This is a genomic window from Pantoea sp. AN62 (genome assembly GCF_050432985.1).
Taxonomy (GTDB): domain Bacteria; phylum Pseudomonadota; class Gammaproteobacteria; order Enterobacterales; family Enterobacteriaceae; genus Pantoea; species Pantoea brenneri.
The window spans coordinates 1-13,067 of sequence record NZ_JBNPYB010000033.1; the positions used below are offsets into that span (position 1 = coordinate 1).

The following is a 13,067-nucleotide window of genomic DNA, read 5'->3' on the forward strand; positions in this document are numbered from 1 at the left end:
AGTCGCTGTCGTTCTCAAAATCGGTGGAGCTGCATGACAAAGTCATCGGGCATTATCTGAACATAAAACACTATCAATAAGTTGGAGTCATTACCTAGCCGGGCCGCCGCCTGCTCCGTGGCCAGACGTCGGGTGGCAATGAAAGACGCCATCTGACTTCGCGCCTGTTCCACCTCGCCGGCTGGCGCGGTTCGGGGCGAGCCGCTGTTGAACGGAGGTTCCGGATCGTATTCCATCTGCAACTGAATCGCCCTGGCGACGGCGTCACCACAGAGTTCGGCCACCAGCGTCAGGGCAAAGTCGATGCCGGACGTCACCCCTGCGCCGGTAATCCGGTTGCGGTCACGTACCACCCGCTGGCTGACCGGCTCAGCGCCCAGTAACGCCAGCTGGTCAATCGATCCCCAATGCGAGGTGGCGCGATATCCCTGTAACAATCCCGCCGCGCCCAGCACCAGCGAGCCGGTGCAAACCGAGGTCACACATTGCGCCTGTCGCGCCTGCTGACGCAAAAAGTCCAGCGTCTCACGGTCGGACATCAGCGCGATTTGTCCCGGACCGCCGGGCACGAAGATCACATCAAGTTGCGGGCAGGCGTCGAACGTCATACCAGGCAGAATCGACAAGCCGCGATCGGAACGAACCGGCTGCAGGTCCTTCCACACCAGATGACAGACGAACTGCGGCGTGCGGGCAAACACTTCCCACGGACCGGTTAAGTCCAGCTGGGTAACATCAGGAAACAACAACAGACCAATCTGTAGCGGACGGCTCATGGTAAGACTCCCGGCGGATCACCAGACCACATCATGCGATGATTAGCCCGCGCTGATCAATCTTTTGCGCCGGAGAAAAGGGTTAAGGTATCGCGTAGCGACGAGGGCAGGATCTGGCCGTGGCTTTGCCCGGCATAATGCGTCAGATGCAGCGTGACGCCCGACGGACGCAGGATACTGGTCAGTTCCGCTTCTTCCCGTTGCAGATCATCGGAGTGACCCGCCCGCCGTTCGGTGACGCCGTCGCTCTCCATCAGATAGAGTGACAGCGGCTGTAGCGAACGCGGATCGGCTCGTCGCGCCAGTCCGATAATGCGTTGCTGGTTCCAGCCCAGCGATGGAGCCGCAGCAAAATAATGACTGAACCAGGCGGCGTGGTAAAAGGTATCCAGCACGAACAGGCCGCCGTATGAGTGGCCCCACAGGCCACGCTGATGCGGATCGCTGGCGGCCTGAGTTTCGACCCACGGAACGATATGCGTCAGCAGCAACTGACGAAACTGCTGGCTGCCGCCACCCTTGAGCCCGTGCGGCTGAATCACCTCCGGGTTCGGTGCATCGTTGGGTGGGGTGTAATCGTAGCTGCGCGCCGCCACATCAAACGGCAGCCGGGTGTCATAGCCGACCGCCACCAGCACCGGCGAATTGCCGCTGCGCAGCTGTTTTAGCTGGCTCTCCGTCAGATGATCCATCGCCGCATTCCCGTCCAGCATATACAGCACCGGATATCCCGCGGGCGGAGCCGCCGTTTTCGGAATACCCAGCCAGACCCGGTAGTGTCGCTGACCGTCCTGCGAGTCAAAAGTTCTGCTCTCGAAGCGGTACCACGCCGAGCCTTTGTCGGCGATATTTTCACCTAACGGGCGCAGATCAGGTCGGGCTTCGGCGGGCATGATCAAAAAAACAGCGGCCAGCGTGAGCAGCAACGGGAAGCAATAACGGAAGGTTTTACGGGCAAAATTCATTCAGCAGCGCCTGTTTACTCATTAACAAAAATTAACTGACCGGCATGCTAACAAATATCTGCTCCAATAAAATCCCGCTGTTGCTGGGGTTATCGTCGATCAAGGCACCCCGAAGTAGCGTAATAACGCCGTCATCAGCGCCGCGCCGAGAATAATGATAATCAGTGGCGCACGACGCCACGCCAGCAGCAGCGCAAAACCGACGCCGATAACCCGCGCCATACCGGAAAAGTGCTGACCTTCAAATAAAGTGGTGGTGGCAGCCACAGCTAACAGCAATACCGTGGCGGCGTCCGACAGCATTTGCTGACTGCGTTCGCTAAGCGGTAAGCGATTTCCCAGCCTGACACCGGCAAAGCGCATCAGCCAGGTACCGGCGGCCAGCAGGGCGATACCGGCGATGACCATCGTCTGGTGGCTCATTTGCGTGATCTCCATGCCAGCAGGCCCAGCAGCGAAAACAGCACCGGCATGCCAGCCGGCACCAGCGGCGTCGCCAGCAGCGACAGAGCAGCGCCGAGCACGGCGGGAACCCGGGTTCGACGCTGACGCAGCGCCGGAAAAATCAGCGCAATCAGGATGGCAGGAAACACCGCATCCAGTCCGATGACCGAGGTATCGGGAATGAACTGGCCAATAGCCGCGCCGGTCATAACGCTGATTGGCCAAATCAGGCCAATGCCGATGCCACACAGCCAGAAGGCGCTGCGCCGCTGCGCCAGTTTCGGCTGGGATATCCCAAACACCACGCTTTCATCGTTCATGATGTGACAACCCAGCCAGCCCGCCGGACCCCGTCCCACCAGATCTTTTACCGCGATGCCAAACGGCAGATGGCGGGCATTGACCAGCAGACCCGCCGCCGCCGCCGTGAACGGACTGCCGCCGCCGGCCACCACGCCAATAAACAAAAACTCCGAGGCCCCGGCCAGCACCAGGGTGGAGAGGGCCAGCGGCACCCACAGCGGAAACCCATCGGCGGTTGCCAGTGATCCATACGATAAACCAACAATGCCATCAGCCAGACAGACCAGAAAAATGGCTTTTACCACTCCTTTGTCCAGCAACTTTGTTTGCGGAAACTGCATAACCTGATCTCATAATGAACGAATTACCCATTATAATGAACATCGTCAGACTGTTTTACAAGACGAACATTACGTTCGTTATAGAGAACGATCACACTGCAGGAGTCCCTTTGAATACCCCTATCAGCATCATTGCCAACGCATTAGTCCGTGAACGCCAGCGGGCCGGCTTATCGCTGGCAGAAGTGGCACGTCGCGCGGGTATCGCCAAATCCACCCTGTCGCAGCTGGAAGCGGGCAACGGTAATCCCGGCATCGAGACGCTGTGGTCGCTTTGCGTGACCCTGAATATTCCGTTTTCACGGCTGATGGAGCCGGAAGCGCGCCGTATGCAGGTGATTCGCCGGGGGGAAGGGCCGACGGTGACCGCCGATCTGGCCGACTATCAGGCGGTATTGCTGGCGACCTGTCCGCCGGGCGCACGCCGCGATATCTATCTGTTGCAGGTTCAGCCCGGTAGCGATCGCTGTTCGCAGCCGCACTCCCCTAACACCATTGAGCACATCATCGTCGCTAAAGGTCGGGCGCTGGTCGGTCCGGTTGATTCGCCGGTCGAACTGGAAGTGGGCGATTACATTACCTATCCCGGCGATGAGCCGCATATTTTCCGTGCGCTGGAAGCCGATACCCTGGCGCTGCTGGTAATGGAGCATATGTAGGCGTCGTTCAGCCCTCAGCCATGCGTTTACGCGTTGCCTCTGGTGTGAGGTGATGCACCAGCTGCACCTGTGAGGTCAGCTCAATTGCCGGATAGTGTTCGCGCATCCCGGCCAGCAGCACCGCATCCGGCCACTCTGCCTGCTTTCCTAATCTCTCCGCTGCCGCACTTAGCGGCAGCGTCTCAACGCTTGTCACCCACACCACCAGCGTGTCGGCTGGATTTTGCTGATTACAGTAGCGAAGCGGGCCAGGATGGATATCCCCTTCCTGCCAGCGCAGGGTATGGGTTTTCTCACCGCGTCGGACGGCGGGCAACAGGCGCGGCACAATTGAGAGTTGTTGCATTGTCGACTCCCGGTTAAGTTAATCCTGACTATCAGCCTGAACTGAACAGGCCACCTGATTCAAACCCTCGGCGGTTTTCGCTGCGTCGATCCATTACGGAGAAGAGTGACTATGCCTCAAAAGACTGTGCGACAACACACTGGATCACACCGTATTGCCGTCATCGGTGCGGGCGTGCTGGGCTTAGCGGTCGCCCGATCGCTGGCCAGTCAGGGCGCGCAGGTGACGCTGTTTGACCAACGCTATCCCGGCAGCGGCACCAGTCAGATCAGCTATGGCTGGGTGAATGCCAACGGCAAAGATCCGGCCAGCTATCACCGGCTCAACGCAGCGGCCATTGACGAGCACAAGCGCTGGCAGGCTGAACACCCCACGCCAGCGCCGTGGCTGCTGGAAACCGGCACGCTGGAGTGGGCAGCAGATCCGGCAACCCGGCGTCAGCTTGAACAACGGGTGGCAAAGCTCAAGGCGCTCGATTACCCTTCAGAACCCTACGATCGCGCCAGACTGCAGGCTGCCCTGCCGGAACTGCGTCTCGATCCCCGGGTACAGCAGGGATGGTATTTCCCCTCTGAATGCCTGATCTATCCGAGCCTGTTTATCGCCCGGATGCTGGCCGATCTGCGCCTGCTGGGCGGCGAGCTGATCTGTCACGATCAGGTGACGACACTCTCCACCGCCGACCAGGGCGTCTCAGTGACGCTGGCCAGTGGCAACTGCTGGCACGGCGATCAGCTGGTGCTGGCGACCGGCCGCTGGTCAGCTGAATTGCTGGCGCAGTGTGGTCTTGAACTGGCGATGACCGATGCTAACCGTGCCGATCCCGCCGCCTGCAGCTTTCTGGCGCATACGCAGCCCCTGCCGGTTCAGCTCAATTGCAACATCATCACCCCGGAACTGAACGTGCGGCCCGATGGTGGGGGTCGCCTGATGTTGCAGGCGCTGGATCTGGATCAACATGCCGATCCGGCACGTCCGGTTGCAGTGGATGGGATGATCGGTAATGAACTGCTGCGTCGCCTGCGGCGACTGTTTGCCAACAGTGACAATGCGCGGATCGAACGGATTGAGCTCGGACAACGCTCACGCCCGGCTGATGGATTACCGGCGATTGGTTATGTGAGCGGACTGGCGGGGATCTATCTGATGGTAAGCCACAGCGGTATGACGCTGGCACCGTTACTCGGCAAGCTGGTGGCTGAGGAGATGATGAGCGGCGCACGTCCCGCGATGCTGGCTGACTTTGCGCCGGATCGGTTAGTGCGTCCGCTCAGTGACAGGCGGAACGTTGCTGCGCCTGCCTATCTGCCGGCAGCGCAGTAAAAGCTAGCGACGATTTTTCCAGACGGTCTGGACGTTACAGAATTCGTGCACGCCAAAATGCGACAGTTCACGTCCGTAGCCACTTTTCTTCACGCCACCGATCGTCACTCGTGGATCAGAGGCGCCGTTACCGTTGATAAATACGGCGCCCACTTCCAGCTCTGACGCCAGCCGATCGGCAATCTCTTCATTGGCAGTCCACACCGTTGCGCTCAGACCAAACTCACTGTCATTGGCGATCGCCAGGGCATGTTGTGGATCGCGCGCCACCGCAATAGCCGCCACCGGTCCGAACAGCTCCTGCTGGAAAGCGGTCATGTTGGGGGTGACGTCTGACAAAATGGTCGGCGCATAGTAGTTACCCTGCCCCGCCACTTTTTCACCGCCGAGCACCAGACGCGCGCCTTCACGCAGCGTGGCTTCGACCTGCTGATGCAGTTCATCCCGCAAATCGGTGCGCGCCATTGGTCCGAGGAAGGTGTTTTCATCCAGCGGATCGCCCATCGTCAACGCCTGAACGGCAGCGGTGAAACGTTTTTCGAACGCTTCCGCCACGGGCGCTTCAACGATAAAGCGTTTAGCCGCCATACAGACCTGTCCGGTGTTCTGGAAGCGACCAATCACCGCTGATTTCACGGCTTCATCCAGATCGGCATCCGCCAGCACGATAAACGGATCGGATCCGCCCAGTTCTAATACGGTTTTCTTCAGGGCGGCACCGGCCTGCGCGGCAATCGCAGCACCGGCTCGCACGCTACCGGTCACCGCGACGGCAGCAATACGATCGTCTTTGATCGCGGCGGAGACGCCATCATTGTCGACGTTGATCAGGTTAAAGCCACCCGCCGGCAGATCGGTAGCGTCGAACAGCTCAGCCATCAGCGTCGCGCTTCCCATGACGTTAGGCGCGTGTTTAAGCAGATAGGTATTGCCTGCCAGCAGCATGCTGACTGCGCCGCGCAGAACCTGCCACAGTGGGAAATTCCACGGCATTACTGCGAGGATCACGCCGAGCGGACGGAAACGTTGCCACGCATCGGCAACCTGAGTTGGCTGGTCAGCCAGCATTGCCGGGCCATGCTCTGCATACCAGTCGCATAAGTTGGCGCATTTAAGCACTTCGGCCCGCGCCTGAGCGATAGGTTTACCCATTTCCAGGGTGATAGTGCGTGAGAGTTGAGCTTCACGCAGGCGGATCTGTTCGCCCAACTGACGCAGAACCGCGACTCGCGTTGCCATTGTGCTGTGTCGCCATTGTGAAAAAGCGTCAGCACTGCGGCTCAGGCTCTTTTCCCGCTCATCGGCAGTCAGCATTGGATAGCGTGCAATTTCTTCGCCAGTGGTCGGGTTACGTGAGATGGCATAGTCAGTCATGATGCACTTTCCTCATTCAGATAACAGTGCCACCACCATACGCTCAGCCATTAGTGATGAAAAATGAATAATAATGAGGAAGTTCTTTAGGGTTTGAGAATTTAACTGATGCTGATTCAGCCTGTATGACGCTGACGATCGTGGGTCTGGTAGCGATCGCCATAATGATCCTGATCATTCTTTTAACCGGTCATAATGGTAAGCGCCGACAGCAGTTATCCACTTATACAGTGATTAGTTCCTATATAACGATCCTAAAGAGATCATATAGAGATCCTAAGAGATCCCCGATCGTCGCAGGCCGCACCCCACAAGGGCTGAAAGGGTGATCGCGTTCACTATAATCAGTAAAGTGTTCACTGTAATCAGTACTTTATTCACTGTACCAGGTAGAATGTTCACTATAAACAGTGCTAATGTTCACTGTAGTCAGAAAACGATCCCTTTCATCCACAGAATGAAGATCTCAAGCTATGGCAGATAAAGATAGTGAAAACAAAGCGTTACTAGAACCTTTTCTGTCGGTGACCAAAAACAGTGGTGAAGTTATTCAGCTTCATCCCAACAAGAATAATACGGTTCAACCTGTTGCTTTAATGCGGTTGGGATTGTTTGTTCCGACGCTGAAATCAACAGCGCGCGGTAAATCGGGTGCCATGGCTTCAACGGATGCGACTAAAGAGCTGAAAAATCTCTCGCTGGTGAAAGCTGAAGGCTATGAAAAGATTACCATCACCGGCGCGCGACTGGATATGGATAACGACTTTAAAACCTGGGCTGGCATTATCCAGTCCTTTTCGCGTTATCCGACCAAAGGCGACACGGTGACTCTGCCGTTTATCGATTTTGTGAAGATGTGTGGCATTCCTTCTGCTAACTCCTCTGCCGCGTTGCGTAAGCGACTGGATGCATCTCTGCGACGTATTGCCACCAATACCCTCTCTTTTGAAGGTAACGGTAAGGCGTACCATACGCACCTGGTGCAGTCAGCGTATTACGACCGTGAGAAAGATATCGTCCGTATTCAGGCCGATCCTAAGCTGTTCGAACTCTATAATTTCGATCATAAGGTGTTACTGCAGCTGCGGGCTATCTCACGGCTCAAGCGTAAAGAGTCTGCTCAGGCGCTTTATACCTTCCTCGAAAGTCTGCCGACCAATCCTGCCCCAATCTCACTCGCCCGACTGCGGATGCGTCTGAACCTCGGTTCCAAAACGACCACCCAGAATCACGTAGTGCGCCGCGCGATGGAGCAGCTGAAAGAGATTGGTTACCTGGATTATTCAGAAGTGAAACGCGGCCGCTCGGTATTTTTTATCATCCACAGCCGTACGCCGAAACTTGATGGCATCAGTAATCTGGAGAGCATTGACTCACTGGATGAGATTGAATTCGACGACTGATCACAACATTCACTGCAATCAGTTACTGTGCGTTGCAGTGTCACTTTCAGCCGAAACGTGACACTGCGCCTCTCCCTCCTTTGCTCCCCTACCGTTCACTGTAATCAGTATCCCTGTTACTGTTCACTGCAATCAGTAACGTTCACTGTAATCAGCAAACCTCAATCAGGCGAATAGATCCTCCTGCGGGGGTGTTAATGAAAATCATTTAATAACAGTTCTTTACTGGTTAGTGAGTGCTCGCTTCATTTTGTTTTCTTCATGCCGGTCGCTGCGTTTACCCGCTTTACTGATTACAGTGAATGTTCCCGGCAGGTAAACGCGGGTCTGCTGATTACAGTGAACCCTTTACCACAGCGCATTACTGATTACAGTGAATGATAGGGCCTAAATCACTGAGCTATAAGATTATTAACTGACTCAGTGCCTTTGAGCAGGCTATTACGCTAACCGGCAAAGCTTTTCAGGATAATCAGTGACAAACGTGACAGGGTTCGCAAAATCGCTGATTACAGTGAACGTTAAAGACCTGTGCCCCGCCTCTCCTGACGTGATTGAGCATCGCTGCCAACACGATTGTTGTGACCTCCGCCGTAAGTGATGGCAAGGAAACCGGATGGATTACTGATTACAGTGAACGTTGCGCACGGTTTGTTCTCCGGCTGGATACGCTGTGAACAAAACGCTGCTTATGGCAGCAAAGCGAAAGCGTTTCCAGGATGTCCTACTGATTACAGTGAATGGTCTGCTGATTACAGTGAATGTTTGTGGCGTTGTGCTGGCTGAAAGAGAACGAGCTAATCGGACTACTGATTACAGTGAATGTCTGGTTGCGATTCTGAATGCGGATTACGGGCTGATCGGCTTCATCGGTGGTAATTAGTTCAGCTGTTTGAGCGTGGCTGTGACTGGCTGGAAAGCTGATGGTGCCCTGCTCTGCTCCATGAGTGGCTGGCGGTCTGACGTTGACTGCTTAGGCGTAATGCTGAAGCTCTGGAATGAAGTCTAAGGGTTGCGGGCGTAGGGTTAATGATTGTGACTTCTGGCTACGAGCTACGAGCTACGAGCTACGAGCTACGAGCTACGAGCTAAATTTTCAGGCTCAAAGCGTAGGTTAAGACATCACGGTTTTGCATCCATGTCAGTGTCAGGGCTCAGGATTGAAAGCTCACGCCTCACGATAAGCAGGCAAGCTCACGGGCTGGAAAACCGCGGTTGTGCTGGTCGATTCGGCGCTTAAGGCACGAGGCAAAGGCTGAGGATGCTGCACGCTGGGATAGCGCTTAAGGCATACGGCAAAGGCTGAGGATCCTGCTCGCTGGGTTTAGCGCTTTAAGTTAGCGACAGGTCTACGGCTCTCGTTCAGGGGCCACATCTGATGCCTCAGAATCAACGCCAGAAGCGCTAAGCTCAGTTCAGGTCTCGTTTCAAAGGTCAGACAGGTCAAGCCAACACACGGCGCTGTATGCCTTTTGGGTGCCTGCATTACGCGGGATGGCAGCCGGGTGACAGTCTGCATGTCTGATGCACTTTGATTAAGCCCGCCGTTCTGTCGAAGGTGGTTTACTGATTACAGTGAACGTTACGAGCAACGCGCGTATTTTTTACTGATTATAGTGAACGCTGAGTTGTCAGGATAATGCTGCGCTACTGATTATAGTGAACGTTTGACGCTTTGCTCGCCCTTCATCTCTGTCAGCAATAGAGCCAGTCAGTTAGTCAGCGCTCAATGATTAAACAGTTAGCCTGACGCCTGCTGAGATTTGCTGATTACAGTGAATGTTTGCCGGATTTCCCTGCTGCATTATCGCCAACAGTCACCCGGTTACTGACTACAGTGAACGTTCAGCAAGTTTCGTTGCCGGTCGCATCATGCTGCAAAGCTTTGTCGGTGGATTTTACTGATTACAGTGAACGTTACATAAACCGTTTCTCGTAATGCCATAATGCTGGGTGCTGGGTGCTGGGTGCTGGGTGCTGGGTGCTGGGTGCTGAGTGCTGAGTGCTGAGTGCTGAGTGCTGAGTGCTGAGTGCTGAGTGCTGAGTGCTGAGTGCTGAGTGCTGAGTGCTGAGTGCTGAGTGCTGGGTGACATCAATTCATCACCGTGCTTAGCTACGTATGGTTCCCCCAGAAAAGCCAGTAAAGGCACCGTTCAGCGGTCACTGCCGGGGGCTTCTGCTCATATCGCTACTACCATGCTGACAGGTGCTACTGATTACAGTGAATGTTTGAACCCGTTCCGGACTATTATTCTCCCTGCTCTCCCTGCTCTCCCTGCTCTCCCTGCCAGTCCCGCTCCCCTCTTCCTTTTATGCCCTGTTCTCTCCTTAACCGGCAAACTCAATCCTCATTACCTTAGCCAGACCCTACCGGTTACTGATTACAGTGAATGTTCTGAAGCCGATCTACTGTTTACAGTGAACGTTCAGCTCACTGGAGAGGCTTTAAGTAAATCAGCATAGCGACGATAATGTGATGAAGCTCACCATAACCAGCCTGACTACACAAATACGAGCTTTACGTTGAGAAGATAAATTATTGCCTCATGTGCATGATTTCTGTATAAAGTCATAAATCCTACATGTCTGGAGCAACTATGGCTAACGATGATAAGCAGGTAATGAAGGTGGCGCAGCGTTCAGAACGCATGCTGCTAAGCCTAACCGAGCAAATTCAGGCGCAAAAACAAGAGTTACACGAAAACACTTATTATCAGGTCTATGCCAAAGCGGCGTTAGCCAAGTTGCCTAAATTGACCCGTGCCAGTGTGGATTACGCGGTTAATGAGATGGAAGAAAGTGGCTATCAGTTTGATAAACGCGCTGCTGGTTCATCGGTTAAGTATGCGATGTCGATCCAGAACATCATCGACATTTATCACCACCGTGGCGTGCCTAAGTATCGTGACCGCCACGCCGATGCGTATACCCTGTTCGTGGGTAACCTGAAAGGTGGCGTCTCTAAGACGGTTTCCACCGTTTCGCTGGCACACGCGCTGCGCGCCCATCCCCATCTTTTGTTTGAAGATTTGCGCATACTGGTGATTGATCTCGATCCACAATCATCGGCCACCATGTTTTTAAATCACGAGCGTTCAGTTGGCCTGGTGGAAGCAACTGCGGCACAGGCCATGCTGCAAAATGTCAGCCGCGATGAGCTGGTGAATGAATTTATTGTCTCATCGATCATCCCGGGCGTTGATGTGCTGCCGGCATCTATCGACGACGCCTTTATTGCCTCACGCTGGGATGAATTATGCGCTGAGCATCTGCCCGGTCAAAACGTCCATTCAGTGCTGTATGACAACGTCATCGCTAAACTGAAGAAGGATTATGACTTCATCTTTATTGATAGCGGCCCCCATCTGGACGCTTTCCTGAAGAACGCTATTGCCGCGTCAGACCTGCTGATGACGCCGGTACCGCCTGCTCAGGTTGATTTCCATTCAACCCTGAAGTACCTGACCCGTTTGCCAGAGCTGATTGGCATCATCGAAGACTCGGGAGCAACCTGTCGGCTGCAAGGCAACATCGGCTTTATGTCGAAACTCTCAAACAAGGCGGATCACAAACTGTGTCATAGCCTCGCCAAAGAAATCTTTGGTGGAGACATGCTGGACGCAGCCCTTCCCCGTCTTGACGGCTTCGAACGGTGCGGTGAATCATTCGACACCGTGATCTCAGCAAATCCTTCGACTTATGTCGGTAGTAGCGAAGCATTAAAAAATGCGCGTTCGGCTGCTGAGGATTTCGCTAAAGCGGTTTTTGACCGTATCGAATTTATTCGCCTGAACTGAGGTTTGTATGAGCGCAAAAAGAATTACGATTGGCAGAACCTTCAGCCAGACTCCGCTGGATAATGACAACAAGGGTGACCAGCACAGCCAGACCTTCGTACTGGCAACCGGCAAGCGCGCACTGTTTCGCTTTGAGCGCATCGCCGCAAATGAAGTTGAAACTAAAACCTTTGTCACGATGGAAACGAACGGCCGCGACCAGGCCGGGCTGACGCCAGATTCACTGCGTGACATTATTCGCACTATTAAGCTGCAACAGTTCTTCCCGGCTATCGGGATTATGCGAAACGACCGGATAGAAATCCTCGATGGTTCACGTCGTCGTGCTGCGGCAATTTATTGCAAAACCGGTCTTGATGTTCTGATCAGCGATGCAGAAATCAGCGCTGATGAGGCACGTCGGCTGGCGCAGGATATTCAGACTGCGCGTGAACATAACCTGCGTGAAGTGGGTATGCGCCTGTTAGCACTGAAAGATGGCGGCCTGTCGCAGAAAGAGATTGCGGAGAATCAGGGGTTATCTCAGGCTAAAGTGACGCGAGCTTTGCAGGCCGCCAGCGTACCGGCTGAATTGATTTCGCTATTCCCCAATCATTCTGAACTGACCTATCCGGACTACAAAGCATTGTTGCAGGCGGCTGAAAAAATCAGTGAGTCCGGTCAAACTGTTGAGGCGTTGATCGATTCCATCTCAATGGAAATTGATGTGGTTTGTGCACGCGATGGTCTGGCAGAGGATGAGCTTAAAAACCATATCCTACGTCTGATTCGTCAGGGCAGCCAGACATTAATGAAGGAGCCGGAAAAAGATAAAACGCAGGCAACCACGCTTTGGTCATTTGCTGACAAAGATCGTTTTGCCCGTAAGAAGGTTCGCGGTCGGATGTTTAGCTATGAGTTTAATCGCCAGTCGAAAGAGTTGCAGGAAGAGCTGGATAAAGTCATTGCTGAGACACTGAAAAAATATCTTTCTCGTTAATCTTTGGTCAGACAATCAAGCCAGCGCTCATCGCTGGCTTTTTTTATCTCATCAGCCAGCCAATGCGCCATACCCACCTCACCTGCTCTGAAGGCGAATTTCAGGCTGAAATCGCCAGCGTTTCAGTTAAGTTATAAAACATATCTGTTTGATATTTAATGAATAAATGCTTTTTCAGCGCATGAAATTCAGCGTGAAATCGCCAGCTTGTATTTCACCTCGCCAGCAAAATGGCGGACTTCCCTGCCAAAGCCAAAGCCAAAGCCAGAGCCAGAGCCAGAGCCAGAGCCAGAGCCAGAGCCAGAGCCAGAGCCAGAGCCAGAGCCAGAGCCAGAGCCAGAGCCAGAGCCAGAGCCA

General features: G+C 54.3%; 12 protein-coding genes and 1 pseudogene. 7 read left to right on the plus strand and 6 right to left on the minus strand.

From position 1 onward, the window contains the following. Window positions 1–80, plus strand: an 80-nt coding sequence (locus tag FHW04_RS23105; RefSeq protein WP_001401901.1) for an IS1 family transposase, incomplete at its 5' end; no start/stop codon positions are given. A gap of 15 nt (window positions 81–95) precedes the next feature. Here FHW04_RS23105 and FHW04_RS23110 read toward each other — a convergent pair. From FHW04_RS23110 to FHW04_RS23125, 4 genes and pseudogenes are all read right to left on the minus strand, one after another. Continuing rightward, window positions 96–776, minus strand: a pseudogene (locus FHW04_RS23110) (DJ-1/PfpI family protein); the annotation flags it as partial. Window positions 777–832: 56 nt separating this feature from the next. Continuing rightward, the gene (locus FHW04_RS23115; protein WP_094106394.1) at window positions 833–1,741 is read right to left on the minus strand and encodes an alpha/beta hydrolase; all 909 of its coding nucleotides are present in this window, start codon (window positions 1,739–1,741) and stop codon (window positions 833–835) included. A 99-nt stretch (window positions 1,742–1,840) separates the two neighbouring features. Beyond that, window positions 1,841–2,164: an AzlD domain-containing protein gene (locus FHW04_RS23120; RefSeq protein ID WP_031376868.1), complete on the minus strand. Its 324-nt coding sequence runs from the start codon at window positions 2,162–2,164 to the stop codon at window positions 1,841–1,843. Further along, window positions 2,161–2,829, minus strand: coding sequence for an AzlC family ABC transporter permease (locus tag FHW04_RS23125; RefSeq protein ID WP_031376867.1), 669 nt, complete (start codon window positions 2,827–2,829; stop codon window positions 2,161–2,163). Before FHW04_RS23125 ends, FHW04_RS23120 begins: the two co-directional genes overlap by 4 nt. Before the next feature lie 110 nt (window positions 2,830–2,939). Between FHW04_RS23125 and FHW04_RS23130 the strand changes: the two genes are divergently transcribed. Next, window positions 2,940–3,488 (plus strand): helix-turn-helix domain-containing protein, encoded by a 549-nt coding sequence (locus FHW04_RS23130; RefSeq protein WP_069729586.1) that lies wholly within the window; start codon window positions 2,940–2,942, stop codon window positions 3,486–3,488. A gap of 7 nt (window positions 3,489–3,495) precedes the next feature. Here FHW04_RS23130 and FHW04_RS23135 read toward each other — a convergent pair whose 3' ends face one another. Continuing rightward, entirely contained in the window at window positions 3,496–3,834 is a 339-nt protein-coding gene (locus FHW04_RS23135; protein ID WP_069729585.1) for a hypothetical protein, read from the minus strand. 111 nt (window positions 3,835–3,945) lie between these two features. Between FHW04_RS23135 and FHW04_RS23140 the strand changes: the two genes are divergently transcribed. Beyond that, a complete protein-coding gene (locus tag FHW04_RS23140; protein ID WP_089562528.1) occupies window positions 3,946–5,157 on the plus strand; it encodes an NAD(P)/FAD-dependent oxidoreductase in 1,212 nt (403 codons plus the stop codon). A gap of 3 nt (window positions 5,158–5,160) precedes the next feature. Here the strand turns inward: FHW04_RS23140 and FHW04_RS23145 are convergent, their stop codons facing one another. Then, complete coding sequence (locus FHW04_RS23145) at window positions 5,161–6,531, minus strand: aldehyde dehydrogenase family protein (RefSeq protein ID WP_089562527.1); 1,371 nt, start codon at window positions 6,529–6,531, stop codon at window positions 5,161–5,163. A gap of 473 nt (window positions 6,532–7,004) precedes the next feature. Here FHW04_RS23145 and FHW04_RS23150 point away from each other — a divergent pair, with 473 nt between their 5' ends. The 4 genes from FHW04_RS23150 (at window position 7,005) to FHW04_RS23165 (ending at window position 12,710) form a co-directional block, all read left to right on the plus strand. Then, window positions 7,005–7,934: a RepB family plasmid replication initiator protein gene (locus tag FHW04_RS23150; protein WP_031376864.1), complete on the plus strand. Its 930-nt coding sequence runs from the start codon at window positions 7,005–7,007 to the stop codon at window positions 7,932–7,934. Between the two features lie 673 nt (window positions 7,935–8,607). Beyond that, window positions 8,608–8,817: a hypothetical protein gene (locus FHW04_RS23155; RefSeq protein ID WP_031376863.1), complete on the plus strand. Its 210-nt coding sequence runs from the start codon at window positions 8,608–8,610 to the stop codon at window positions 8,815–8,817. Window positions 8,818–10,531: 1,714 nt separating this feature from the next. Further along, window positions 10,532–11,731 (plus strand): AAA family ATPase, encoded by a 1,200-nt coding sequence (locus FHW04_RS23160; RefSeq protein ID WP_046289285.1) that lies wholly within the window; start codon window positions 10,532–10,534, stop codon window positions 11,729–11,731. 7 nt (window positions 11,732–11,738) lie between these two features. After that, the gene (locus FHW04_RS23165; RefSeq protein WP_031377765.1) at window positions 11,739–12,710 is read left to right on the plus strand and encodes a ParB family protein; all 972 of its coding nucleotides are present in this window, start codon (window positions 11,739–11,741) and stop codon (window positions 12,708–12,710) included. Window positions 12,711–13,067 lie beyond the last annotated feature (357 nt).

Bases quoted from the DNA above. Each gene is read 5' to 3' on its own strand.
- FHW04_RS23125 (WP_031376867.1), bottom strand. From the start codon at position 2,829: ATGCAGTTTCCGCAAACAAAGTTGCTGGACAAAGGAGTGGTAAAAGCC.
- FHW04_RS23140 (WP_089562528.1), top strand. From the start codon at position 3,946: ATGCCTCAAAAGACTGTGCGACAACACACTGGATCACACCGTATTGCC.
- FHW04_RS23150 (WP_031376864.1), top strand. From the start codon at position 7,005: ATGGCAGATAAAGATAGTGAAAACAAAGCGTTACTAGAACCTTTTCTG.
- FHW04_RS23165 (WP_031377765.1), top strand. From the start codon at position 11,739: ATGAGCGCAAAAAGAATTACGATTGGCAGAACCTTCAGCCAGACTCCG.
- FHW04_RS23115 (WP_094106394.1), bottom strand. From the start codon at position 1,741: ATGAATTTTGCCCGTAAAACCTTCCGTTATTGCTTCCCGTTGCTGCTC.
- FHW04_RS23160 (WP_046289285.1), top strand. From the start codon at position 10,532: ATGGCTAACGATGATAAGCAGGTAATGAAGGTGGCGCAGCGTTCAGAA.
- FHW04_RS23135 (WP_069729585.1), bottom strand. From the start codon at position 3,834: ATGCAACAACTCTCAATTGTGCCGCGCCTGTTGCCCGCCGTCCGACGC.
- FHW04_RS23145 (WP_089562527.1), bottom strand. From the start codon at position 6,531: ATGACTGACTATGCCATCTCACGTAACCCGACCACTGGCGAAGAAATT.
- FHW04_RS23120 (WP_031376868.1), bottom strand. From the start codon at position 2,164: ATGAGCCACCAGACGATGGTCATCGCCGGTATCGCCCTGCTGGCCGCC.